Origin of the sequence: Holdemania massiliensis (assembly GCF_022440805.1) — a bacterium.
Classification (GTDB): Bacteria; Bacillota_I; Bacilli_A; order Erysipelotrichales; family Erysipelotrichaceae; genus Holdemania; species Holdemania massiliensis_A.
Window position 1 is genome coordinate 3,362,560 of sequence record NZ_JAKNTK010000001.1, and the last position, 26,516, is coordinate 3,389,075.

Consider the following 26,516-nt stretch of genomic DNA (forward strand, 5'->3'; position numbering starts at 1 on the left):
TGGAAATAATTGAAAAGAAATGATAGAAAAGAAAAATGAATCCGACGTGAGTTTGCGCAGCGAATGGCCGCGGTCTTCCTGTCCGATTCATCAACAGATTTCTTTATCCTTTTCTTATTTTGTCTGATCAAGCGGTACAAAGAGGATGTATTCGGCACCCTTTTCGTCACGCACCGTTTTGGGACATACCCCGAAGATCGACTGCGGGATGCGGCTGGACAAAAAAGCTGAAGCTGATCCAGTGAAAACCATTTCGCCCTGATCCATAACACACACCTGATCGGCCAGCTCTAGGGCATCGGCCAGCTCATGCAGGATCAGAACTACCGTTTTCCCCGCGGCTTTCATCTGTCTGAGCAGCGCATAAACCACTTGCCGGTATTCCATGTCCAAACTCGCTGTCGGCTCGTCCAGCAGCACAACCGGCGTATCCTGCGCCAACAAAAGGGAGAAATAAGCCAGCTGACGTTCACCACCTGAACAATGGCACACCAGATCTTCCGCATGCCCAGCAATGGCCGCCTGTTTCAGCGCGGAATCAACCCGCTGCGCATCTGCTTCACTCAGTCGTCCACTCATGCCTAAATACGGTTGGCGGCCAAAAGCCGTCAGCGTACGCACCGTAATCGGCGGACGCGGCAGAACCTGCGGCATCAGCGCAATTCTCTGGGCACGGGTTTTGGCGTCCAGTTTACGCAGGGACTGACCTTCGATCAGAATCTCACCGCTCCAGCGTGTCTGCGTTTGTGCCAGACAGCGCATCAGAGAAGTCTTGCCGCTGCCGTTGCGGCCGAGAAGCACGGTGATCTGACCTGGCTCAGCCTTAAAATCAACATTCCTTAAAATGGACTTTGCGCCTAAGCGCAGACTGACTTTGCGCGCCTCAAGCATATCGGCCTCGCCGCTGATACAGAATCAGCAGGAAAAACGGAGCTCCCAGCATCGCCAGGAAAATTCCCGCCGGCAGCTCAGCCGGGGAAAACAGGGTGCGTCCAGCCAGGTCGGACAGCACGACTAAATTGGCGCCGGTCAAAGCAGAGACCGGAACTAAAATCCGAAGATCATGACCGACCAGCCGGCGCGCCAGATGCGGAACGATCAGACCAACAAACCCTAACAGCCCCGCATAGGTCACCACGGCCGCACACAGCGCGCTGGCTAAGATTAAAGAAATCAGCCGCAGGGTCTTGACCCGAACTCCCAGAGAAGCGGCAATTTCGTCACCCAGGCAAAGCAAATTCAGCTGGGGCGCTAAGATCCAGGCCGCTGCCACACCGCCCAGAATGATCAGCGACGGCAGCGTCAGATCCGCCGGCTTTACCCCGGAGAAGCCGCCAACCGAAAACGCCGAATAGGAAGCCAGCGCGTCCGGAAACAGCTGCGACAAAAAGGAGATGCCGGCACTGAACAGCGAACTGACAGCCACCCCCGCCAACAGCACCGTAGAACGGGACTGATGTCCGCCCGCACTGACCGAAATTCCCAGCACCAGCAAAGTTGTCGCCAGCGCCCCGGCAAACGCCGCCAGCGGCAGTCCCGCAAAGGCCATCGGAAACAGGCAGAGCATGACCATGACCGCCAGCCCCGCTCCCGAATTGACGCCGATGATGTTGGGCGAACACAGATCATTGCCAGTCGCACTTTGTAAAAGCAGACCCGATACCGCCAACCCGCATCCTGCCAGCATCGCCCCAACGACCCGCGGCAAGCGCAGCTGCAGCACGATCAGCCGGATCATCGGATCGCCGCCAGATCCCAACGCTGCTCGAACTTCTTCAAAAGAAAACCGGGCGCTGCCCAAGATCAGACCGCAAAAGCCCAGACCGATCAAAAGCAGAAAGAGAAACGGCAGTAAAAACCGTTTCTGCATCAACTTCATGAAAAGCTTTCCGGATACAACAATCCGGCTAAAATGCGGTAAGCTTCCGCCCAGCGCTCATTTGGCTTGTAATGGAACAGATCCTTTTCCAGATAAGCACAGCGGCCGTTTTTCACCGCTTCCAGATCCCGCCAGCCGCTTTCCTGAAGCAGGCCGTCCATGTAAGCCCGCGCGGCTTCCTCATTGCCCTGCGGTACGATCAAAATCACATCCGGCTGATTCATCAGAACGCTTTCCAAGGAAAGGCCTTCGGATAAAGCTCCGGCTTCATCCGCGATGTTCACAGCACCCAGCTCCTCCAGCATCAGACCGACAAAATGATCCTTCGCCGTCTTGGCTTTGGTTGCGGAATAGCCTGAACCCGCGCGGACAAACAATACGGAGATCGGCTCCTGTCCAGTCCGGACCTCAGCCACCTGCGCCAGCACTTCATCCACCTGCTTTGCCACATCCTCACCATAGGTCTGGTAAGCCTGGAGATTACCGGTAATCTCAGTGAACAGCTTCAGCAAGGTCAGATAATCGGCAAAGCTTTCTTCTTTCAGAGCGGCACTGGGGATACCGTAGCCGTTGAGTTGTTCGCAGATTTCAGCCTGCGCCCCCATATCCGCCGAAGCGATCACGAAGTCCGGCTGCTGAGCGATCAGCTGTTCCGCATCAATCTTTAACCCCGCGCCATCATCCACAAGCGGCGTATCTGCCTCGGCAAAACCACGTTTGACACTGTCCCCGACGGTTACCGCAATCTCCCCTCCCGCTAACTTCCACAGCTGGGCATAGGAAGAAAACAGAACGGCGGTTTGCTGCGGCGTCTGCGGCAGCGTGATTTCTCTGCCCATCGCATCGGTGAAGGTCAGCGGCTGTACCTCCTCGGTCTTGGGTGTCGATGAGGACTGCGGTTTGGGGGATGCACTGCAGCCGGCGGCACCGATCAATAAGATCAGGACAAGTCCCATTCTTGTCCAGGTTTTATGGTTCTTCCACATAAAAATGTCAGGTCTTTTGCGCATTCTTTTCTCCTCCTGTGTTTTCACTTCCGGATCCGATTGGGGTTCCGGGAAATATCTGCGATCTTGGCGTAAAACAGGACGTCTGTACACTACGGTTTGGGCCGCAGCGAGTTCTGTCCTGATTACGATTCCAAAATGCTTTTAACTCACGAAGATTATTTTAAGGCCCTTGACCTGACATGCAGGATGGCAAATCTGTTTTCGTAAGTACAACAGTCTGAAATGACTGTTTCCTGATTGATGATTAATTAAAGAATAAAATCTGAAATGACCGGCGGTGAAGACAGTACCTGATCCAGCTGGGTTAAAAACAATTGCTGAAAGTCAGGACAGGCGCCCAGCTCCATCGACGAAATATCCAAGCTCAGGGAAGCCCCTTCCGATGTTAAATCCTGAACCGATGCGCTGATTTCTGCGGCATGATGTCCGGCGCACAGCATTAGAAAGTTCAGCGAAGCCGATCGGCAGCCTTCCATGCGCAAAGCGTTCATACTCTGCATCAGACTCGGCTCGCCATGCAGCAACGCAATCCGCAAATCAGATCGGTGCAGATCATCTAAGACCTGCTGCAAAGCGGAATAATCATCATTGCAGCCCTGACTTTGACCATGCCCCAACAAGATTCTAGGCGTTTCTGATACGGGGAACAGCTTGCTTAAGGTCTGTGCACAGGCTGTCAAAGAATGCATCAGAAGCGGTGGGGTCAGAATCAGTTCATCAAAGCAGGATCGCCATGACGCGATCTGAGCGCCCAGCTTTTCCCATTCTTTCCCGTTGGCAAAGAACAGACTCCACACCACAACACGGCGACACCCGCTTGCCTGAAGGCTCGCCAGGGCTTCCTCAACCAATGGCAGCGCCATTCCCTGCCGTGCTAATTTCGCCTGAATCCGCGGACTGGTCAGCGCCATTTCGGAGGTCAAGCCAACAAACCGCTGAACCGCCGTCTGATGCAGCGCCGCAAAACAGCGGTCAAAGCGCTGAACCTCAGCGGTTCCAAACGCTACGGTCAACAGAGCATCCGGTCTTTTTAACACTTCGCTCCGCCGACAACCGTCTTCTTCAAAATACTTTCCTTGTCAATCGAACCGTTCAGCAGTTTTTCTTCCACATAGTCAAAGCCTAACCGCGCGATCGTATCGGCAAACCGCTCACCGGTGATGCCTTCGTCACGATAGAACAGAATCGCTCGTTCCACTAAGGCCAGCACTTCTTCCTCACTGGTGAAAATCCGGGACAGCGGCTTGCCTTCGGCCACCTTCTTGCCCCAACGGCCGCCGATGTAAACCTTATAGCCATAAGTGCTTTCTTCAATTGCTTTAAACGGACACTTCGATACGCAGCGGCCGCAATGATTGCATTGTTCAGCGTCGATCTGCAGCTTGCCGTCAACCAGCTTCGCTACGCCGATCGGGCAGGTTTTCTCAATCTGGCACACCTTACAGCCGCGGCACTTCGACAGATCGACTTCCGGAATCCTCTGGCCGACGATGCCCAAGTCATTCAGATCCGGCTTGACGCAGTTGTTTGGACAGCCGCCGACTGCCAGCTTGAATTTATGCGGCAAAACGACATTATGATAACCAATATAGAACAGATCATGAAGTTTCTGGCTCAGTTCAAAGGTATCCGCCAGACCGTATTGGCAGGTTGTGCCTTTGCAGGAAACAATCGGACGAACCTTGGATCCGGTGCCGCCGGTTTCTAAACCGGCTTCATTCAGATACGTCATCAGGGCATCCAGATTGGCATACGGAACACCCTGAATTTCCAGCGTCAGACGGGTAGTCATCGTGACTTCTCCGCTGCCGTACAGCTCCGCCGCTTCCGCAATTTTACGCTGTTCCTCACTGGTAATCTTACCGTTGCGGGTGATGACACGGACATTGAAACGATCCGGATAGCGCTTATCCTGCAGACAGCCCAAACCCTTGACCCGTTTGATTTCATCCGGCGGCAAGGCTGAGCCGGCAAACTGAACCTTCACTTCATTCACAGTCACTCCGCCCTCCAGTACCTTCGTCTGTGTATAGCCGTAATGCTGCAGACGGTTCTGCAGGACATAAGCCCGACGTCCGCGGTTGCAGACCAACAACAATTTCGCGTCGCGCTCAATGCCTTCAATCGGACCGTCCAGCTTGGCCAGATCGATCCACTTCGCGCCTGGAATTGTCGGCTGCGGCAGCACATCGAGAACCTGATAGCCTGCGGCTGCGCCGGCGGCATATTCAGCCGGGGTCATCGACGTCATCACGCCGGACAGCTTGTTTTCCAAAACCAGACAAGCTTGAGCAAACGGATGAATCGCTGTGGAGAACGGCGGCGCATAGGCATAGTCCAGATCATTAAAGGCTTCTAACGTCATGCCGGCAGCCAGGCCGGTCACCGCGACATCGACCATTTTATCAACCGCGCTGCCCAACACCTGAATTCCCAGAAGTTTATGACTAACCCGATCCGCGATCAGTTTGGTGATGAAGAACGAAGAACCTGGGTAATAGTGAGCTTTGTCATCCCCGGCACAAACGACAGTTTCCGGATCATAACCCGCTTTCCGTGCCTGTGCTTCGGTTAAACCGGTACGCCCGGCATTCAATCCTTCCAATAACCGCACAACGCCGGTGCCGAAGCAGCCTTCGTACGTTGTCGGTGTTCCGGTCAGGGTACAAGCCAATGCCCGGCCGGTGATGTTGGCCGTCGAACCCATCGCTGAAACCTGCGGCTGATGCGTCTGGCGGTTGGCAACGATCACACAGTCCCCAGCGGCATAGACATCCGGAATATTCGTGCGCATTCTTTCATCGACCACGATCGCACCCTTGACCATCGTTAATCCGCTGTCAGCTAAGAAAGCGGTTGCCGGACGAACACCAATAGCCAAGACAACCAGATCCGCACTGATGCGGCTGCCTCCGGCCATAACACCATCCGCCCGTTCTGTTCCGGTAACGGCACTCAGCGGCGTATTCGTCAATACACGGATCCCTGCCTGACGCAGACGGCGGCGAGCCAGCTCTGCCATCTCTGGGTCAAAGAGGTTCGGCAGAATTTGATCAGCCGCATCGATCACCGTCACGGATAAACCCTGAGCTTTTAAATTCTCGGCGACTTCCAGGCCGATAAAGCCGGCGCCAACCACCACGGCACTATGGCAATGCGGCTGTTCAATCGCTGTTCTTAAATCAATCGCATCCTGCGGCGTCCGCATCGTAAAGACGCCCGGCAGATCTGCCCCCGGTACAGATGGCACAATCGGAGCTGCCCCGACCGCAATCACCAGTTTGTCATAAGTTTCCGTTGTCGTCTGACCTGCCTGCTGAGCGGTCAGCGTCTTCGCCGAAAAATCGACGCCGGTGACTTCACAGCCGGTGACGACTTCCACTCCCGTCAGCCCGGTATACTTTTCTGGGGTGTTGACAATCAGTTGTTCCCGGCTTTCAATCAGACCTCCGACATAATACGGAAGGCCGCAGCCAGCATAGGAGATATCGCTGCCCTTGGTCAGAATTTTGACCTCAGCACTGCGATCCTGCCGTTTGATCTTCGCCGCAGCTTTGGTCCCTGCCGCAACGCCGCCGATCACGATTACTTTCATTCCTATTTCCTCCTTGCGGGACTTACGATATTGTTAAGCCCCTCACATTGTAAAATTATAGCATAGGCGCTATAATAAAAGAAAATTGTTAATACTTATCTGCTGATTCGTTTTTCTTATGAGGTGAAACCATGATTGATTATCGCATTCCCACATTTTTAACGCTCTATGAGCTGATGAATTACCGTCGCACCGCCGAACAGCTGAAGCTGAGTCAGCCAGCCGTCACCCAACAGATTCATGCTTTGGAGCGTGAATATGGCTGCCGTCTGTTTACCTATGACGGCAGCCGTTTATCCCGCACGCCGGAAGCGGAAAAGCTGGCGGAATATGCACGCGTCGCGATGTATAACGATCAGCGGATGCGGCAGGAATTATCGGCCCCCAAGATCTTAAGCATCCGCATCGGAGCGACCAAAACAATCGGCGAATTCATCATCGGTGAAGACCTGTGCCGGTTTTTAAAACGACCTGACCGAACTTTAGAGGTTGTCGTGGAAAATACGCAGCAGCTGCTTCACCGGCTGGATCAGGAAGAACTGGATTTCGCTCTCGTCGAGGGCAGCTTTGACAAAAGCCGGTATGCCTACCGCTGCTTTGAAGCCGCTCCGTTTGTCGGGATGTGCCACCGCACTCATCCGTTTGCCGGACGTCAGGTTCAATGTGAGGAGCTGGCAGATCAAAGCGTGATCCTGCGGGAAATCGGATCGGGAACCCGGGCTATTTTTGAGAAGTCGTTTCAGGAATGCGGCTTCGCCCTGAATCAGATCGGCCGGGTGATCTGCGTCAACAACTTCGCCTTAATCGTCCGCATGGTCAGTGAAAACCTGGGGATTTCCTTTGCCTATTCCGCTGTGGCAGACGGTCATCCCGACATTACCACCTTTAAGCTGGATGGTCTCAGCGAACAGCGGGAATTCAATTTCGTCTACTTAAAACAGACGCATGCCGACCGCTTAATCGACGAAATTTTCCCACCGGCCTCATGCGGTTGATCGGCTTCGTTAATTTATTGGAGGAGTCCGATGCCATTTTCTTTGGGAGCGGTGTTCATCCGCAGGCTTGTTCTCAAGGTCTGGGAACGGCAATAACCCGTGAAGCCATCGTCATCGCAAAACAACGCTGGCCTAAGAAATCTTTGTATCTGGAAGTCCGGACGTGGAACCAGCGGGCGATTCGGTGCTATGAAAAAGCGGGGTTTATGATGACAAAAACATTCCAGATGACGACGCATTTGGGACCCGGCAGTTTTTACCGCATGGAACTGAAGCAGAAGTAGCAAGGCCTTTCTGAACTCGGCCTGATAAGTTCAGTCTTTCTCCCTCACAAATCCTGCTTTCCATTTAATTTCTGCAACGAAAAGAAGCCGCTGTCTGGATTCCGTACTGCCAGACAAAGGCTTCTTTTTTATCAGCTTGTTAATAAAGTCATGCTTATTCAGCTAAAGCGTAAGCCGCCGCTTCCGCTCCAGCCAGGATTCCGGAATCCGTGCACAGCAGCTGAGCATCACCGGAAACATAGACCTGATTGAAATACTTGCCATTGATCAGTTCCCCGGCTGCATACAGCCCAATGATCGATGCTCCGCCATGTTCTCTCAGTGAAAACGTAGACCTTCTAATTCAAATAGTTAGATAGTCTAATTATCTTATTTTATAGAATAGGAATCAGATTTTTCTTTTCTGCCTAAATATAAAGAAAATGAAAGTTCAGATCTAATTTGGCTCTTTCTAAGCTTCAGGGAGTGGATAATTATTTAGTGCCATAATAATTCACTACCTAGAGTTCAGAAAGAAGCTTGTGAACTGCGTCCTCTTGTTATTCCTTTTATATGACCTCTATTTAGACACGAAATGAGTAAGAAGTCATCAAGAAAAGGGCTTTTGCTTATTGAAAAACAGATTCAATTGAGCTACTATAATATTGAAAAGCAAACTCAGAAAAGTTTTTTTAACATTTTTCTGTTTTTTGCGGGGCTTTTTCTGATTTTCCGCAATATTAGATATGAAGGAGGTCTTTCTCAATGGAAATCAGTAAAATTCCTTACCCTGATTTATCGCTTCAATCCCTGCCGTATTCCCTCCATCCAGATCAGCTTCGTGAACGTTTAATCACCCTTGACTTTCGGGAAAACGATGTATTCCGTTTTGCCCTGGGTGGTGAGGATGAAAAGTCCAGAAAGATTCGATTTGCTTATTTATCAGCGCTGTTTCATATCCAGGTTGTCCGAGCAGATATCAAAAATACGGAACCGATGAAAACCTATGAAAGGGAAAAAGGCGTGCGCTTCGATTTGCTTATCGAAGTTGAGGATGACAAAGGTCAAATTCTGCTTGTGAACATAGAAATGCAGAATTATCAGATGGGTCGGCGCTTATCGCTGCGCTCTCAGGGATACTTGGCACGAATCGTTGCCGACCAGCTCAATGCGGACAATCTTTATGAATTTAATCCCGTAGTTCAGCTGATGATTCTCAACCGGAGTCCGCAAGTGAAGGAATGGGATGGATATCTGCATCATTATCGATACTTCAGTGAAGAAAAGGGCAAACGTCTGCCGGATGAGCGATGTCAGATCCTCTGGATAGAAATGGATAAATTAGAGGAATTGGAAAGCAAACCCGTTAAAGAATGGAAAATGGAAGAAAAAATTCACTACATGCTTCGGTTCAGCCATGTCGCAGAGAAACAGAACATCATTCATGAATTAGTCGAGAAGGAGGAAATTATCAAGATGATGGAAGAAAAGAAAGTGGATTTTTTAAGGGATACAAGTTTGGCGCTTGCTCGATTAAGAGCCAAGTTTGATGAATTGGATTATGAACTGGAAATCGCAGAAAGTCGGCTTGAAGGCAAACGCGAGGGTAAACTCGAAGGTAAACTCGAAGGAAAACTTGAAGGAAAACTTGAAGGAAAACTTGAAGGAAAACTTGAAGGAAAACTTGAAGGTCAACGAACCATGATTAAACTGGTTTTAGGAAAACGGATGGAACTCAGCACAGAGAATGAGAAGCAGATTGACAGTTTAGATGAACAAGCACTCTTAGAACTGACTCAGGTCATAGATACAATCTACACAGCACAGGATCTTCACCATCAAATCCAAACGATTACAAAACAGAATAGTAGAGCTGCAGAAACAGTACTTTCCCGATAAAGTATCAAATTGGTATAATTAAATCCAAGAAATTGGGTTTAGATACGAAAGACAGATCCAACATGCTTTTCATCCTTTGAAAGTAAGTTCAGATTTGATGGATCGACCTTTGAAAGATTCTGACATCAGGATGAATAAGTTTAAGTTGCTGGAGCCGGCTAGATTAACAAAAAAGAAGGTCTGCTTTGTAAAAAGTATTTGCCTGAATGAACGTGAAATCGTAAGCAGATAAAAGAGAGATGACTAAGTGATAAGCAGCTCTTTCTAACTTTATGTAAAGTAGAGTTTTTGAAGTAACAATAGGTGCTTTAAATCTGTGATAAATACAGATTTAAAGCACCTATGTTATTGAGTACCACTAATTATCCACTCTCCAAAGCTTAGAAAGAACCCTAAATTTACCTTTGATCAAACTTACTTCTTAATTTAAATTTACTTAACATTTTGAAGTTGTCTATCTGTAATTTTAGATTGATTGAGCTTCAACAGCCAGAGCTTGATCTTTATTCAACAGATAAGGGCGCAGATAAGCCACTGTGGAACACATCGGAAGCACATCCTCAGACAAGGCAATCCCCAATTCTTCGATCAGATAAGTCCGCCGCTGCTGCATCCGCTGCCACATCTCAGGATATTGTTCACGCAGCTGCTGTTTCAGATGGGCATCAGCCAAAACGACAGTACTTTCCGCACTGACACCGCCATAACCGGAAACTGAAGGAATAATATCAATCTGAAAGATCATGCCGCTGGTCAGGATTTCCTGCGAGTTTTCATAAACCGGCGAGGACATCCATTCTTCTTCCGCAGTTAAATGTCCTGGGCACAGACTCCATCCATATTCTTTTCGCGGCAGAACTTCTTCTATCCGATCGAACAAGGCTTTGCCGCTCAGTCCTACCCGAATGGTTTCCAGCCATTGAACATAGGCTGCAAAATAAGGTTTTGCTACACGCGTCAGATAATCCCGACAAGTCTGCGGCAATTCCTGTTGGTGATGTACGGCATAACCTGCCCGGCTGGATGATCCGCCGCGGTAGCCGACGGTCAGAGAAATCGGATCTCCTACTTTTACACGATTCGCTGTCGGGAACATATTTCCCTGAATAAACCGAGGTCCACTGGCGGCAATCGTGACAACACTGGTATGCTGTCCCCACCGTACCAAGGCATCTCCCAATTCCATTTCCGTGGTTCCCACTTCCAGTTTATCCATCGCCTTCAAAATACAGTCAGAAGCCAAGGCTGCACCAAATTCATAGTGCGCAATCTCATTGGCATTGTTGGTTGTCCGCACGCCTTGTTCACCGATAAACAGATCGGTTTCATTGCTGCAAAAGCGCAAATTTCCAACAACCTGTTCAATGGCGGATAAGACGTAAGCGGGAAGATCATACAGCTGCTTGTTGTGTTCAATCGGACTGGTAAACATTTTCCAGCCGACGATTCCGGTACGTACCCCTGGCTGCACCCCGGCTTCCGCCAACAAGGCGGGCAGTGTTTTATCTGTGCGATGGGGCTGATTGGGCAAAGAAAACAGTGAAACATGCACAGCCTCGGCTGGGAAACGAGCCTTGGATGCTTTATTCAGATTCTCATTGCCAAGAACCAGAGTCATCGCTCCATCCTGTTTAAGAATCAACAGACTTTCCTCAAAACGCGTGAAATAGCCTACCAAATATTCAAAGTTTCCGCCATGCTCTACATCTCCATAAACAATCAGCTGCTCAATTCCACGTTCTTTCATTTTCCGCAAAACTTTTGCTTTGCGTTCTTCCATCGTAGCCTGGGTTAACGCCGTTGGGGCAGCGGGAGCATCCAGCTGCGGTGCTTTCACGGTTTTATATTCAATTTTCAAATTTCTCATATTCGGCTCCTTTTAAATCTGATCAATCGGGAACATTGGCCGCTGAATCCGATGAAATGGAATGTGCGCAGTATCCTGCAGCGTCGCCCCTTCCGTCAGCGACATGACGTAAAATTCTGCTTTGTCTTTCAGCTCTGGGAAAATATATCCCTGTTTGACCACTGTGATGTCATAATTTTTCCAATCCACGCCAGCCTTCTCAAACTGAATAGCATTGGCATACGACTGCCTGTGATTCGCCACAATCACATCAATCGGGGTACCGACGATATTCACGACAACACAGGCGCCGAATACTTTGTAATGGCTCTCGGTCCCTAAGCTGACCAGACGTATGATCTCACCTTTGGATTTCACACGGACTTCCAGATCAACTCCCGTTGACAATGCGTCGTAGCCCACGCCCAGCGTGATCTTTGCCGTAGATCCCTCAGCCAGCGGATTCAGCTGCTTCCATGAGGTCGGATCACAGATTGAGGCAAAAAGGACACTTTTCTTTAAGTGCTCCACAGCCAGCATCTGCCGCAGAATCCCCGTATTCCAGCCCATTGCCCCGGAAGTTGTATTATCCCCGGAATCCGTGATGACTACCGGTTTCCCCGGATATTCCAGCGCCAGTTTTAAGGCTTCCTCCGGCTGGGCTGTCCGGCCGGTATAATGGAACTCATGCCGCTTCTTCCAGACATACTCCGCCAGCTGATCAGCGATGGTTTCAGCATATTGCTGATCAGCTTCGGTTGCCGGAACCACGACAATGCCGCAGCCAGCCACATCGGTATCATGCCGAATATAGCCGACATGCCAGGAACAACTCAGGATGCGCGGGTCTTGTTCGAGCTGATCCATATACTCATTGATCGAGCGCACCGGTTCATCGGCCGACACCGACTGTTCCCCGCCCAGGATCAAAGGCAGCTTGCGGTAAACCGCATGAATATGCTGAGGATTGCGGATCAGATCGCAGACCCGATGAGCCATCTTCCGCTTTGTATCGCGGGCGTCGGTGTGCGGGCTCTCACGGTAACTGCGGATCACAGTTGCAGCTTCCACATATTCACGGCACAAATTGCCATGCGGATCACAGGCAATCGTAATCGGTACATAAGCACCGACCTGCTGACGTATCCGCTTCAAAATATGATGATCCCCCGAACCTAAACCTTCAACCTCACTCGCGCCGTGAAGCATCAGATAAATACCGTCGATTTCATCCCGATGGGCCTTTACCGCATTGATAAAACACGCTTCAATATAATCAAAAGTATGCCGTTTGATCACACCAGACGATCCCGATACTGCATAAACCGCGGGAATGACTTCAATCCCAGCCGCCTCAAAGATGTCGCCGACCTGCATCTTTTCAACAGCTTCCTCACCGAACGCGATATCATAAGCTGTGATTTCATTTTTAAACGGAACATTGGCATTGGATTCTGTGATAAACTCGCCGATCAATACTTTTTTCTTCATCCGTATCATCCTTCCTTTGCTTGTTTTGACTTAAGTTGAGGTGCTGCTTTACATGATTTCAAACATCGGATCCAGAGCATTCAGTTTGCCTGAGGATGCCAGATTCCCGATTTCACTGTTCAGAGCGATCACGATCACATCGGTATCACAGCCGTGCCGGCGCATCATCTTCCAATCTGCAAGACATAACAGATCGCCTTGTTTAACATGATCTCCGACCTTCACCTTGGTTTCAAACGGTACTCCTTTTAAGGTTACCGTATCAATTCCAATATGAATCAGCAGTTCATGACCGCCGGTCGTCAGTAAGCCCAAGGCATGTCCTGTTTCGTAAACCATCGTGACTTCGCCCTCCGCCGGACTGACCACTTCCTTTTTCGCAAACAATTCCGGAGGCTTGACGGCAAACCCGTCGCCCAATGCCCGGCTGGCAAACATTTCATCATTCAGTTCTTCTAATCGCTTTCCCTTGCCCGCGACAGGGCTTCCAATCCATTCTGTCATAAAACCTCCCAAATAATAAAAACCAATCTGCAAGACAGCCTAAAAACTGAATGCAAATTGGTTATGCTTGTTGAATCAACAATAACAGTCCAACCTTGAACTCATTGTAAGCGATCCCACCTTGAAAGTCAACTCTTTGAATTTGACCCTTCCTTTTTTCACATTGTCTGAATACCGCTGCCTTCAACGCATCAGAAAAACCTTGTTTTTTATTTCTTCCAGCATGCCTTTGTTAGGCTCAGCCCAGTTTCATTCCTCGTCAGACCCGCGCCATCCGCAGCTGCAGAAACAGACCAATTCCATGCACCGCGGCGAAAAGACCAACGCCGCCCATCAGAATCAAATTGGTATAAAACTCAGTGCTGCTCAGCGAACTGGTCCAGGTATAAATTCCGATAAGCAGGACAAAGATCAGACTCAGTCCAATCAAACCCACAAAGGTCGGCACTGAATATTTGCGTGACAGCGTAATAAAATAATTTTCTTTTTTCGGACGGACAAAAGGTTCAACCGTCGCCAGCTGATTTAAAAATTTAACTGAAAAATAACCGGTCCAGACGAGGTAGACGAGAAAACCGAGAAAGAAACCATCGAAGGCGTTCATTCCCAGCAACACAGTCGCTGCCAGTCCAATAAAGACAGAAATCATCGTCCGCTGCGTATAGCGGTAAAACTCATCAATCTGACTTTTCGGAATCAAATAGCCGCGCTTGGAAAATAACGGCGCATAGACAATCCGATGCAGTGAGTCATGATAAATGAACATTCCGTTGATATCTGGATAGGCCGTCTTGGTTTTCGGCTTTGAAGTTTTTAACTTTGCTTTCCTTTTAATCATGGTTTCTTCCTCGCTTTCGCTTCTAGGGTTGAATCCGGCCCGAATTATATTTCATCAATCGGATACATCGGGCGCTGAATTAATTTAAACGGAATATGCCGGGTATCCTGCGGCGTCGCTCCGTCGGTCAGCGACATCACATAGCCTTGTGCTCCCTGTTTAAAATCCGGGAAAATGTAGCCTTGTTTCAATACTGTGATATCATAGTCTTTCCAATCGATACCAAAAGCCGCAAACAGACTTTCATTGGTAACGCGGGCCGTTTGATCAGCGACAAGAATATCAATCGTAGTGTTCTCAACATGCGCCAGGATTCCTTCCCCGCGTGTTCCGATTGTCACCTCGCCATGCGAAATCGGAATCGGCGCCCGGGCCAGCGGCTTACATGTCAGGGAGACCGGCGCTGACAATTCATCATAACCTGTGCCTAACGCAAGCGTCACCGTTTCTTCCAAATCCACCGCTGCCAGCTGCTTAAACGCCTGCGGATCACAGAGAGAAGCAAACAGGACCGTTTTTTTCAGATCATTGACAGCTAAGAACTGTCTGAGGACAAAGGTATTCCAGCCGGTAGCACCGGAGGTTGTATTATCACCGGAATCGGTGATCACAAACGGCTTGCCTTCAAAATTTAAAGCCATCGTCAGTGCTTCTTCCGGTTCGGCCGTCAAGCCGGTATAATGAAACTCATGCCGTTTATTCCAAACATATTCGGCCAGCTGGTCAGCCAGTGTTTCCGCATAGGCCTGATCTTCCTGTTTCTGCGGTACGACTACGATGCCGCAGCCGGCTTCCGGGCAGTCATGACGCAGATAGCCGACATGCCAGGATACGCTGCGGATGCGCGGATCCTGTTCCAGCTCATCCATATAACGGTTAATGGAACGAACCGGTTCATCCGCCGAAACTGACTGTTCTCCGCCCAGAATTAACGGCAGTTTGCGATAAACGGCATGAATCGTTTGCCGCTGCTGGATCAAATCGCACAACATTTCCGCTACTTGACGGCGGGTTTCCATGGCATCGGTATGCGGACTTTCACGATAGCTGCGCAGAATCTGCAGGGATTCGACATATGTTTTTGTCAGATTTCCATGCGGGTCGCAGGAAACGGCGATCGGCAGATATGGGCCGACTAAACGGCGGATTTCCTGAATGATGTGATGGTCGCCGCTGCCGATTTCCTCAACCCAGCTGGCGCCATGCAGATGCAGATAAATCCCGTCGATTTCATGCAGATGTTCCCGCACACTGTTTAAAAGCATGGATTCAATCAGCAAAAACGTTTTCTTATCGACGACGCTGGCCGCGTTGGCATTGGCATAGACACCCGGGATAATCGCTACCTTTTTTCCGGCAAAGGCTTCCCGAATTTCCATCACATCGATCAGCGCCTCACCGGTTGCCAGATCATAATTTTGAATTAAGGTTTTGTATGGGGCTTTGGCATTGGACTCAGTGGTAAAACTGCCAACCAGAACTTTCATCATGGACTTTCCTTCTTTCTTTTGTTTGATTCTTACATTCCATCAAAATGCGAGCTCAATCAATTTCATCAATAAAACTAGGGTCATGGTGGAAAGCAGCGTCGAGATCAGTACAACCGCTGACGCGAAGGCTTCATTGCCGCGATATTTCTTTGCGAAGCTGGCACAGGAACTGCCGACTGGCATCCCCATCAGCAGTGTGATCACCGCCGTCGTCTGAAAATCCAGGTGCAAAAGCAGACAGATGCCCAGGGCCGCCAGCGGAATAGCCAGCAGCCGTATCAGGGTAATCCAGGCGACATTTTTAATCATCGCCGCGTTCAGCTTCACTTTCTGCGCCAGCATGCTTCCCACCAATATCAGTGAAAACGGCGCAAGGCAGCCGCCGATCTTCTGCAAAGCCGTCAGAACCGGTGAGGGCAGGGACAGATGGAAACCGATCATCACCAACCCCAGGGCCATCACAACAAGAATCTTATTGGTAAGTATGGATAGCAGAATCGCTTTCGGAGATCGTTTCAGTGAAGGATTGAAAATACTCTCTCCCGCACTGAAAGCCATAATCCGTGTCGGAATCATAAAGACGTTGCAGCACATGACGCCGACCGGTCCAAACAGGGATTCAATGACCGGCGTGCCGATTAAGCCGCCGTTGCTGACAAGATAACCATAATGAGCTACACAGGCCTCACTCGGTGTAAAACGCGAGCTGGGTATTTTACTAGCCAGACTCAAAAAGACTTCAAGCAGAATCGCCAGGATCAAAATGGTTCCCAGCGAAATCAACAGGTCCATCGACATCCCGGTCAGAAAGGAAGTAAAAACACTGGCGGGAAGCAGGACGTTGATCGTCAGATTAGAGATAAACAGCTGTGCCTGTCCGTCGATCAGACCGGTTTTGGATAAGAGAAAACCGACGATCAGATAGGTGACAATGGTAAGCTGCGTATTGATTAAAATCGTTGTCATAATCCTCCCTGATTTCCTGACCCTGCCCCATCGCACTCTCTCTGTTGGGTTTGAGTCTTGGGCAGTGAAAGGTTTTTAATCCATATCATCGAGCGGAAACATCGGCCGCCGTACCAACTTAAACGGAATGTGCTTAGTATCCTGCGGCGTTGCCCCATCGGTCAGCGACATCACGTACCCTTGGGCCGCAGCCTTGAGTTCTGGGAAAATATAGCCCTGCTTCACGACGACGATATCGTACTGTGTCCAATCTTCAACCCCGGCGTGTTCATACTGAACCGTTTTAAAATAACTGAGTTTATGATTGGCAATGATGATATCAATCGGATGCTCCGTCAGCCGCACCAGCACGCAGTCGCCGGCTTTGGAAGCCAGGCCATCCTCCCCCGGGGCAAAGGACAGTGTCCGCACCACTTCCCCTTTCGCGATCAGTTCGACGTTTAATTCAACCGCTTGAGAAAGAGCGTCCGCATTCATGCCCAATCGGATTGGAATCTGTGCTCCTGGCTTCTGCTGAAGCAGCGACTGGACGCAAACCGGATCCACAATCGCAGCAAACAATACTCGTTTGTCTAACTTGTCCACGGCCAGAAACTGCCGCAGAACGAACGTATTCCAGCCGGTTGCCCCGGAGGTTGTGTTATCCCCGGAATCCGTAAGCACAAACGGCTTGCCGGCAAAATCCAGCGCCATCTTCAAGGCAGCTTCAGGCTCAGCGGTGATGCCGGTATAATGAAATTCCCGGCGCCGCTGCCAGACAAAATCGGCCAGCTGGGCGCACATCTGATCAGCATACGCCTGATCCACTTCGGTCTGCGGAACAACTACCACCCCACAGCCAGCTTCCGGACAATCATGGCGCAGATAGCCGACGTGCCAGGACGCGCTCATAATCCGCGGATCTTGTTCCAATTGATCCATATAAGCATTGATCGAGCGCACCGGTTCATCTGCCGATACCGACTGTTCACCGCCTAAAATCAACGGCAGCTTGCGGTAAGCTGGGCGGATTCCTTGCCGCTGACGCACCAGTTCACAAAGCATCCGCAGTGTTTTCTGCCAGGTAGCAATCATGTCGGTATGCGGTGATTCACGATAACTGCGCAGAATCTGCATCGATTGAACATAATCCTCGTTCAGATTCCCATGCGGATCGCACGAAACCGCGATCGGAAGATAGGGTCCAACCAGCTTGCGGACTTCCTTCAGAATGTGGAAATCACCACTGCCAATGCCTTCCACATAACTGGCGCCATGCAGATGCAGATAGATGCCGTCAATCTCATGGCGGTGGCTGCGCACAGCCCTCAACAGACTGTTTTCAATCGTTTCAAAAGCCGCCGTTTCAATGATTCCGTTGGGCGATGATTTCGCATAGACCGAAGGGATCATCTCCGCTCCTTCCTGTTTTAAAACGTCTCCCAACTGCATGCGTTCGGCAATGCTTTCGCCAAAAACCAGATCATAACTTGACAAGTCTGTCATGCAGGGAATATGCTCATTGACTTCTGTTGCAAAAAAACCAATTAATATTTTCATAACTACCCCCTTAAATCTCGTCAATCGGATACATCGGACGCTGGATCTGTTTAAATGGAATATTCTTCGTATCCTGCGGCGTTGCTCCCTCGGTCAGCGACATGACATAACCCTGAGCGGCGGCCTTCAGTTCCGGAAAAATATAGCCCTGCTTCACAACCGTAATCGCAAACTGTGTCCAGTCTGTGATTCCAGCATGCTCAAACTGCAGCGTATGACAATAGGCCTGCCGATGATCAGTAATGATCACCGTCATCGGCCGATCGGTTAACGTGAGGCTTACACAGTGTCCCATGACCGTATACTCATCCCGTCCCAATGCCGCAACGCGAATCACATCCCCCTTGGCCTGAATCACGCCTTCAAGCCTCACCGGTTTGGACAGCTCATCCTCACCCACACCCAATGTCGCCTCAACCGTGTCGCCGATCTGTTTCATCCGCAGCTCAGCACAGGTCTTAGGATCACAGATCCCTGCGAACAGCACGCTTTTATTCAATTCTGGGAGAGCTAAAAATTGTCTGAGGACAAAGGTATTCCAACCGGTTGCCCCGGAAGTGGTGTTGTCACCGGAATCCGTCATGACAAATGGTTTGCCTTCAAAGTTCAGTGCCATCTGCAGCGCGGCTTCCGGATCAGCCGTCGTACCGGTATAATGAAATTCATGACGGCGCTGCCAGACGTAATCCGCCAGTTTGCCACAAATAGATTCCGCGTAGGCCTGATCGGCCTCAGTCTGCGGAACTACGACTACTCCGCAGCCCGCTTCCGGGCAGTCATGGCGCAGATAGCCGACATGCCAGGACACACTGCGAATGCGCGGATCTTGTTCCAGCTGATCCATATAGGCATTGATCGAGCGCACCGGTTCATCCACCGAGACCGACTGTTCCCCACCCAGAATTAACGGCAGTTTGCGATAAGCGGGATGGATGTGCTGCCGATTCTTCAGAAGATCGCATAACATGGCTGCGACTTTGCGGTATGTTTCGACCATATCGGTGTGCGGCGACTGGCGGAAGCTGCGCAGAATCTGCAGCGAATGAACATAGTCTTCCGTCAGGTTTCCATGCGGATCGCAGGACACCGCAATTGGCAGATAAGGCCCAACCAATGCCCGGATTTTCGCAATGATATGAAAATCACCGCTGCCGATGTCCTCCACCCAGCTCGCACCATGCAGCCATAAGTAAATTCCGTCAATTTCGTGTTTATGTTTTTTAATTGTTGAAAGCAGCGAATTCTCAATGGTCAGAAAAGTTTCTTTTTCGATGACCCCGGAAGGTCCGCCCCCGGCATAAATCGACGGGATGATTTCAATCCCAGCTTGCTCAAAGACTTCCCGTACCTTCATGCGTTCGATCAATTCTTCGCCGAAGGCCAGTTCGTAATGGGACAGATTGTTTTTCATCGGAATATGAGCGTTGGCTTCTGTCGTAAAATGTCCGATCAAGACTTTCATACTACACCTCACCTATTCTTTCTATCTGAATAAAACAACAGCCGGGTCTTATGAACGATGTCCGTCAGACCAGGCTGTTTTCTTCATAAGCTTCAATGATGGGAGTTGTGGAAAACCGTCAGATCTCGTCGATCGGATACATCGGCCGCATGATCTGCTTATAGGTCAATCGACGTGTATCCTGCAGCGTCGCTCCGTCGGTCAGCGACATCACATAAAATTTCGCCGCGGCCTTCAGTTCTGGGAAAATATAGCCCTGTTTGACAATGATAACGTCATAGTCATCAAAGTTCAGACCGGCATCGGCAAACTGATGAATTTCACAGATTGCATAGCTGGTCGTGGCGATCATGATCGTGATCGGGCTGTTTTTGACCGTCACGCTGATCGTTTCGCCATACACCGTTCCCGGAATGTTGTGCATCATAAACCCGGTGATCGGGCCTTTCGCTTTAACGACTACTTCCAGGTCAACCGCTTTCGATAATTCGTCATAATCCATTCCTAAACGAATTGCGGCAGAATCCCCGACTGACAACTTCTGAAGCTGATTAAATGTTTTCGGATCACAAATTGTTGCGAACAGCACCTGCTTTTTCAAGTTCTTTTCAGCTAGTACCTGACGCAGCACAAACGTATTCCAGCCCGTAGCCCCCGATGTAGTATTATCGCCAGAATCCGTAATGACAACCGGTTTACCGTCATAGTTCAGCGCCATTTCCAGCGCTTCTTCCGGTTCTGCCGTCAAGCCTGTATAGTGGAACTCATGACGCCGCTGCCAGACATAATCCGCCAGCTGATCAGCTATCGTTTCTGCATAGTCCTGATCCGCTTCAGAAGCCGGTACAACGACAATCCCGCATCCGGCTTCCGGACAATCATGCCGCAGATAACCAACATGCCAAGAAGCGCTTAAGATCCGCGGATCCTGTTCCAATTCGTCCATATATCGATTGATGGAAAGCACCGGTTCATCTGTGGACACGGATTGTTCCCCACCTAAGATTAATGGCAGCTTGCGGTAGACAGCATGTATATTCTGACGTGAGCGAACCAGATCGATCAACATTTTTGAAACGATGCGCAGTGTTTCATTGGCATCGGTATGCGGTGACTGGCGATAACTGCGGATAATCTGCAGTGACTCAACATATTCCTGAGTCAGATTGCCATGCGGGTCACAGGCGACAGCGATCGGCAGATACGGGCCAACCAGCTTGCGCACCTCCTGAATAATATGATGGTCCCCGCTGCCCAGGCCCTCAACCTTACTGGCGCCATGAAGCATCAGGAAGATCCCATCGATTTCATTCAGATGTTTTTTTACTTCATTCAGCAGCGAAGTTTCAATATAGGCAAACGTTTCCGGCGTAATCAATCCACCGCTGGCACCGTTGGCATAAATGGTCGGAATCATTTCCGCATTTTCTGATGCATACACTTCACTGATGTTCAGATTTTGAATGCACTGATCGTCAAAGGCGATCACATAGTTATTGATACGGCAGCGCTGCGGTATATTTTCGTTTGTTTCAGAAACAAATTCACCGACTAAAATCTTCATACAAAGCCCTCCTTCATTCGCTCAAAATTGTGATCCGGTTCTCATTGGTTCGCATGGAAGCCAACAGAACCTTTTTTAAAGATCCGAAGCAGTGACGGATCCGAATGATGGAAAGGAAGGGCAGCGGAAAAGGGAGGACCGCCGCCTTTTCTTTCAGTTAAATTTCATCAATCGGATACATCGGACGCTGAATCAGTTTAAACGGAATATTCTTTGTATCCTGCGGCGTTGCCCCGCCGGTCAGCGACATGACATAGAACTGCGCGTCGGCTTTGAAATCCGGGAAGATATAGCCTTGCTTCAAGACGGTCATGTCATATTGACGCCAATCCAGGCCCAGATATTCCAGCTGGTAACGGTTGATAACGGCGTAGGAAAGATTGGCAATCAGCACATCGATGGTTGTGCCTTCCAGATGCACCAGGACGCATTCAGTCATTTCCCGCTCATAAATCCCATTGGTAAACTTACAGATCTGACTGAACTGACGAATTGTGACTTTCAAGCTGACGCTTTCAGACAGTTCATCATGCCGCATTCCCAAATCGATTGTTGCGGTCTGTCCGACTTTGTGATCTTTCAAATGGGCGTAAGCCTTCGGGTCGACAATCGGTGCAAACAGAATGCTTTTCTTTAAATTCGGAATTGCCAGGCATTGTCTTAAAATAAAGGTATTCCAACCGGCTGCGCCGGAAGTCATGTTATCTCCGGAGTCCGTGATAACCACCGGACGGCCTGCGAAATCCAATGCCATCTGCAGCGCTTCCTCTGGCTGAGCCGTGAGTCCCGTATAATGAAACTCCCGCCGGCGCTGCCAAACGTAATCGGCCAGCTCATCCGCCTTCGTTTCCGCATACGCCTGATCCGCCTCGGTTTTCGGGACAACAACGATGCCGCAGCCCGCTTCCGGACAATCATGACGCAGATAGCCGACATGCCAGGAAGCACTCAAAATCCGCGGATCTTCTTCCATCTGATCCATAAACTGATTGATCGACCGCACCGGCTCATCTGCCGATACCGACTGTTCGCCGCCTAAAATCAACGGCAGTTTGCGGTAAACGGAATGAATCGTCTGACGTTGACGGATAAAATCACACAGCATCTGCGAAACTTTTCGATAAGTATCAACGTTGTCCGTATGCGGTGATTCCCGAAAACTGCGCAGAATCTGAATCGCCTCGGCATACTCTTGGGTCAGATTGCCATGCGGATCACAAGAAACCGCAATCGGCAGATACGGGCCGACAAGACGGCGAATCATGCTTAACAGATGATGATCGCCGCTGCCGATCTCTTCCACATAGCTGGCGCCATGCAGATGCAGATAAATCCCGTCCAATTCATGCAGATGTTTTTGAATGACAGCCAGAAAACTGTTTTCAATTGATTCAAATGCTGATTTTTCCACAATCCCGGTTGCCCCGGCATTGGCATAGACCGCCGGAATGATCTCCACCCCAGCCTGATCGTAGATCTCGCGGACATACATCTTCTCGATGACCTGATCTTTAAACGCCAGATCAAAGGCACTTAAATCACTGGTGAGGGGAATATTCGCATTGCATTCCGCGTTGAACAGTCCGACTAATACTTTCATCGTTTTCCTTCTTTCTGGTTTATCCGGCAATCACTTTCTTGCTTTCGGAACGCTTGATTAAAATCGAAGTTGCCATGAAGCAGGCTACAACCGTAACCGCTGCCGTAATCGCTGCATACCAGACCATCTGCAGACTTCCGGTTTCCGGATTGATAAATGACAGGAAAGTTAAGAAGCCTGGGCAGGAAGCGGAAATGTAGGTTCTTAAGCCAAACAGGGCACCGACAAAGCCGCCGATCACCGTCCCGATCGCATGTCCGATTAAAGCTTCTTTCAGTGAGATCAGTGACCCGTAGAATGCAGGTTCAGTAACGCCGCACAGCGCTGTGATGGCTGTGGACACGATCATGCCGCGCTTAACTTTGTCTTTGCGGACAACGGCGGAATAGGCGATGGCCAAAGCTACCGCACCGACGCCAATGTTGGAAATGAAGTTCTGCGGAGCTGTGATGTTGTTGTAACCCAAAGTAGCAAGCAGTTCAATTCCCAGTGGGGAAAGTGCTTTATCCACACCAAACATGACGAAGTATGGACACAGTGCACACAGGATCGGCAGGGCAAAGACACCCAGCGTGTCCATTAAGAAGGTGACAAAATAACCGATGTAAGTACTCAGCCATGTGCCTAACGGGCCAAGCCATAAGAATGTAACCGGTACAACAATCAGCATCGTTACTACTGGTTTTACGAAGTAAATAACGGCGTTAGGAATGATTTTCTTCAGGTATTTATCCAGGAAGTAAATCAATGTCGTACCTAAGATGACCGGAATAATCGTTGAGGAATAGCTGACTTGTTCAATCGGCAACCCCAAGAAATCAGTGACCACTCCGCTTTGATAACGTGAGCAGACCAGAACTCCGCCCAAGAACATGCCGAGAATTGGCTGCAGCTTCAGTTTCTGCGCATACGAGTAACCAATGTAGATCGGCAGGAATTCAAATCCGGCATTGAAGAAACAGGTTAACAATTGGGCTGTTCCGCTGGAAACATCCAGACCGAAATAGTTGACGCACAGTGTACGAATGGCTAAAACCATACCGCCAACGACCAGTGCCGGCATAATCGGCATGAAGATCGGCGGGAAGAAATCGGCAATCAAATCCAGAATTGACTTTTTCTCTTTTGGAACATTGACGGCATTTTCATTCATGCCTTCTTTCCAACCGGAAACTTCCAGAAAATCGTAGTAAGCATCCGGTACCTGTGGACCAATAATAATTTGAAGCTGATTGGCTTTTTTTACAATTCCCGCACATTCCGGGAGCGCCTTAATCGCTGCTTCGTTGATTTTACTGCCGTCGGCATAGCTAATCCGTAGTCTTGTGGCACAATGGGCAACAAAGGTAATATTGTCCAATCCCCCGACGTTTTCTAAAACTTTTTGAGAAAATTCAGCATATTTTCCCATCTCAAAATCCTCCTTTAGCAATATTTCATAACAGGAATAAGGCGCGCTCTTACTCTGTTGATGACCTGGGATCCATGGCTAAGAACAAAGGCGGTTGACGTGCAGGATCAGGTACAGCATTTCATTTTCATCGAGTTTGGACTGGATGTTCTGTTCAAGGAAACGGGCGATTTCATCGACACAACGATAGGTGTCAGGATATTCTTCCAACAGTTTTTCATAAATCCGGCGGTTGTCATCCGAGGTCTTTTTGCCATCCTTCAAACGTCTCAGCAAATAGATCATGTGTGTTGCAAACCGGGAATAATTAAACGAATCGCGGTTGATTTCAAGGTTGAAATATTTTTCAATAATGACTGTAATCTGACTGATCAGCGGTGAGAAGTTAACATCTTCATCGTTGCCTGATGGCTTCAGTTCGGAATTGACAATATTCATAACAAAGCCGCCCAATTCTGATTCAGGAAGCTTGATTTTTAATTCTTCTTCAATCATTTTCATCGCGTATTTGGAAATTTCGACTTCCCGCGGATATAAATATTTAAAGTCATAATAACCTTTGAAATCAAAGATCATGTTCTGTGCAATGCGTTCAATCGTAAATTCAATGTGATCTGCCAGTGTAAATACAAAATTTTTAGAAAACTTTTTCGTCAGATTTTTCTTCGCATAGGCTACGATTTTTTCTGAGAGTTTAAGAATATTCTCCGGCATTTCTCCCATTTGTTCGATATAGTTTCGGTCTACACCGCTGTATATTTTTTCAATCTGCGATTCATCGGTCACATAGCGAGGAATGGTTCCGAAGCCGATTCCGCGGCCAGCTACGACAACCACTTCACCGTCGCGTTTTCGTGCTAAAGCGTAATTGTTATTGATTTTTCTAATAATTTTCATCATCATTTACCCTTTTCTGAAATAATCGTACGTTGTCATTACCTTACTGTTGTTTTCGCTTTCTGTTTCAGATTTTTTACTCACTTCTGAACTTAGAATTTTCCGGCACAACAAACAAAAAAACTCTTCCTCGGCACACACAAAATAATCGCTTATTTAGGTTATGCCTCGAAAGAGTGACAGTCCCAATATTTACTTGTTGATTTCATTCTAGCAGAGGATGTAAGCGTTGTCAACACAGAATAGAAATTTTGTTAAATTCCACTTTCTTCCTTTTATATAGGTGAATGTAATCATTTTTACCGTTATTAATAAAAGTTTTATTTTCTCAGAATCAGGAAATTCCAACTGATGACTCAGCCATGAAGATCGTATTTTAATTGACTTTCCTCGATCCCGCTGTTAAAAAAGTGCTGCTTCATGTACCAAGCAAAACCATCTTCATTGTTGCTTTTCTCCGTAATGGCATTGGCTGCGGCTTTTGTATCTTCACTGCCGTTGCATAGGCAGACACCCCATCCGCTGGCCTTGAGCATTTCATTGTCGTTGGAAGTATCACCAAAAGCCAATACTTCCTCCATCTGGAAATGATGCTTCTCGCAGAATTTCTTCAGCGCGTAGGCTTTCGAGATCCGCCGATCGGCAAACTCAAGAATAAACGGTCCAGTTCGGAAAGCTTTATAAAAAGATGAAGGATGTTCTTTGGCATATTTTTCAGCCGCATCCAGCCGGTCCGGTGTCGTTCTGAACATGATTTTAGCGTTGGCCTGCGTATAAAATTCTTCATTGCTCTGCGCTATCTGGATTTTCTTCCCGCTGCGCCGAACGGACTGAAGCGTCATCTCATCTTCTCTTTGACAAAGCATTCCTCCATCCTTGTAAATACAGGCATTCAGATCAAAGGGCGCCATCAGTTCCATAATTTCTTTGATCCACTCCGGTTTCAATTTAAAGTAATCGGAAAAATCCCCATGAATGCCGTCCCATAACTCCGCGCCATTCATCCCGATAACGACGTCGAAAGGCTCCTGAATCTGCCACCGTTCTAAAAGCGTTTCAACTTCGCTGACCGGCCGGCCTGAAGCTATTCCAAAATATATGCCTTGTTGGCGAAGCTGGTCAATTACCTGCCGCGCGGCTGGGCTCAGCATTCGGTTGTTGCCGACTAAAGTCCCGTCTACATCACAAATCACCAATCGTGTCGATCGTTCCACACCTATCTCCCCCTACCATTTTGATTTAGATTATAGCACACTCTTTTTGACAG

Annotated in this window: 21 protein-coding genes; 3 read left to right on the top strand and 18 right to left on the bottom strand. The window is 49.1% G+C overall.

Annotated elements, in window-relative coordinates; translation table 11 throughout:
* Nucleotides 1-114: 114 nt before the first annotated feature.
* The 5 genes from MCG46_RS15680 to MCG46_RS15700 form a co-directional block, all read right to left on the bottom strand.
* The gene (locus tag MCG46_RS15680; protein ID WP_240280803.1) at nt 115-891 is read right to left on the bottom strand and encodes an ABC transporter ATP-binding protein; all 777 of its coding nucleotides are present in this window, start codon (nt 889-891) and stop codon (nt 115-117) included.
* Nucleotides 884-1,879, bottom strand: a complete 996-nt coding sequence (locus MCG46_RS15685; protein ID WP_240280804.1) for a FecCD family ABC transporter permease — start codon at nt 1,877-1,879, stop codon at nt 884-886. Before MCG46_RS15685 ends, MCG46_RS15680 begins: the two co-directional genes overlap by 8 nt.
* Complete coding sequence (locus tag MCG46_RS15690) at nt 1,876-2,889, bottom strand: ABC transporter substrate-binding protein (RefSeq protein ID WP_240280805.1); 1,014 nt, start codon at nt 2,887-2,889, stop codon at nt 1,876-1,878. Before MCG46_RS15690 ends, MCG46_RS15685 begins: the two co-directional genes overlap by 4 nt.
* A gap of 248 nt (nt 2,890-3,137) precedes the next feature.
* A complete protein-coding gene (locus tag MCG46_RS15695; RefSeq protein ID WP_240280806.1) occupies nt 3,138-3,926 on the bottom strand; it encodes a sirohydrochlorin cobaltochelatase in 789 nt (262 codons plus the stop codon).
* Nucleotides 3,920-6,484, bottom strand: a complete 2,565-nt coding sequence (locus MCG46_RS15700) for an FAD-dependent oxidoreductase (protein ID WP_240280807.1) — start codon at nt 6,482-6,484, stop codon at nt 3,920-3,922. The genes MCG46_RS15695 and MCG46_RS15700 overlap by 7 nt, the downstream gene beginning before the upstream one ends.
* Nucleotides 6,485-6,615: 131 nt before the next feature.
* Between MCG46_RS15700 and MCG46_RS15705 the strand changes: the two genes are divergently transcribed.
* The 3 genes from MCG46_RS15705 (at nt 6,616) to MCG46_RS15715 (ending at nt 9,641) form a co-directional block, all read left to right on the top strand.
* Nucleotides 6,616-7,479 carry a LysR family transcriptional regulator gene (locus tag MCG46_RS15705; protein WP_240280808.1) on the top strand — a complete coding sequence of 288 codons (864 nt, stop codon included), beginning with the start codon at nt 6,616-6,618 and terminating at the stop codon, nt 7,477-7,479.
* Nucleotides 7,470-7,763 (top strand): GNAT family N-acetyltransferase, encoded by a 294-nt coding sequence (locus MCG46_RS15710; RefSeq protein ID WP_240280809.1) that lies wholly within the window; start codon nt 7,470-7,472, stop codon nt 7,761-7,763. Before MCG46_RS15705 ends, MCG46_RS15710 begins: the two co-directional genes overlap by 10 nt.
* Nucleotides 7,764-8,507: 744 nt before the next feature.
* The gene (locus tag MCG46_RS15715; RefSeq protein WP_240280810.1) at nt 8,508-9,641 is read left to right on the top strand and encodes a PD-(D/E)XK nuclease family transposase; all 1,134 of its coding nucleotides are present in this window, start codon (nt 8,508-8,510) and stop codon (nt 9,639-9,641) included.
* 466 nt (nt 9,642-10,107) lie between these two features.
* Here the strand turns inward: MCG46_RS15715 and MCG46_RS15720 are convergent, their stop codons facing one another.
* The 13 genes from MCG46_RS15720 to MCG46_RS15780 form a co-directional block, all read right to left on the bottom strand.
* Nucleotides 10,108-11,508: a M24 family metallopeptidase gene (locus MCG46_RS15720; protein WP_240280811.1), complete on the bottom strand. Its 1,401-nt coding sequence runs from the start codon at nt 11,506-11,508 to the stop codon at nt 10,108-10,110.
* A gap of 12 nt (nt 11,509-11,520) precedes the next feature.
* The gene (locus MCG46_RS15725) at nt 11,521-12,978 is read right to left on the bottom strand and encodes a M81 family metallopeptidase (protein WP_345893087.1); all 1,458 of its coding nucleotides are present in this window, start codon (nt 12,976-12,978) and stop codon (nt 11,521-11,523) included.
* A gap of 48 nt (nt 12,979-13,026) precedes the next feature.
* Entirely contained in the window at nt 13,027-13,482 is a 456-nt protein-coding gene (locus MCG46_RS15730) for a PTS sugar transporter subunit IIA (protein WP_240280813.1), read from the bottom strand.
* A 259-nt stretch (nt 13,483-13,741) separates the two neighbouring features.
* Nucleotides 13,742-14,320 (bottom strand): hypothetical protein, encoded by a 579-nt coding sequence (locus MCG46_RS15735; RefSeq protein ID WP_240280814.1) that lies wholly within the window; start codon nt 14,318-14,320, stop codon nt 13,742-13,744.
* A gap of 44 nt (nt 14,321-14,364) precedes the next feature.
* Entirely contained in the window at nt 14,365-15,807 is a 1,443-nt protein-coding gene (locus MCG46_RS15740) for a M81 family metallopeptidase (RefSeq protein WP_240281460.1), read from the bottom strand.
* A gap of 42 nt (nt 15,808-15,849) precedes the next feature.
* Entirely contained in the window at nt 15,850-16,776 is a 927-nt protein-coding gene (locus tag MCG46_RS15745; protein ID WP_240280815.1) for an AEC family transporter, read from the bottom strand.
* A gap of 75 nt (nt 16,777-16,851) precedes the next feature.
* Nucleotides 16,852-18,315, bottom strand: coding sequence for a M81 family metallopeptidase (locus MCG46_RS15750; RefSeq protein WP_240280816.1), 1,464 nt, complete (start codon nt 18,313-18,315; stop codon nt 16,852-16,854).
* Between the two features lie 10 nt (nt 18,316-18,325).
* A complete protein-coding gene (locus MCG46_RS15755; RefSeq protein ID WP_240280817.1) occupies nt 18,326-19,777 on the bottom strand; it encodes a M81 family metallopeptidase in 1,452 nt (483 codons plus the stop codon).
* A gap of 118 nt (nt 19,778-19,895) precedes the next feature.
* On the bottom strand, nt 19,896-21,341 hold the full coding sequence (locus tag MCG46_RS15760) for a M81 family metallopeptidase (RefSeq protein ID WP_240280818.1): 1,446 nt from the start codon (nt 21,339-21,341) through the stop codon (nt 19,896-19,898).
* A gap of 157 nt (nt 21,342-21,498) precedes the next feature.
* Complete coding sequence (locus MCG46_RS15765; RefSeq protein ID WP_240280819.1) at nt 21,499-22,941, bottom strand: M81 family metallopeptidase; 1,443 nt, start codon at nt 22,939-22,941, stop codon at nt 21,499-21,501.
* Nucleotides 22,942-22,960: 19 nt separating this feature from the next.
* Nucleotides 22,961-24,352, bottom strand: a complete 1,392-nt coding sequence (locus MCG46_RS15770; protein ID WP_240280820.1) for a PTS transporter subunit EIIC — start codon at nt 24,350-24,352, stop codon at nt 22,961-22,963.
* A gap of 78 nt (nt 24,353-24,430) precedes the next feature.
* On the bottom strand, nt 24,431-25,252 hold the full coding sequence (locus tag MCG46_RS15775; RefSeq protein WP_020225688.1) for a PRD domain-containing protein: 822 nt from the start codon (nt 25,250-25,252) through the stop codon (nt 24,431-24,433).
* Between the two features lie 353 nt (nt 25,253-25,605).
* Entirely contained in the window at nt 25,606-26,463 is an 858-nt protein-coding gene (locus MCG46_RS15780) for an HAD family hydrolase (RefSeq protein ID WP_240280821.1), read from the bottom strand.
* Nucleotides 26,464-26,516: the final 53 nt, after the last annotated feature.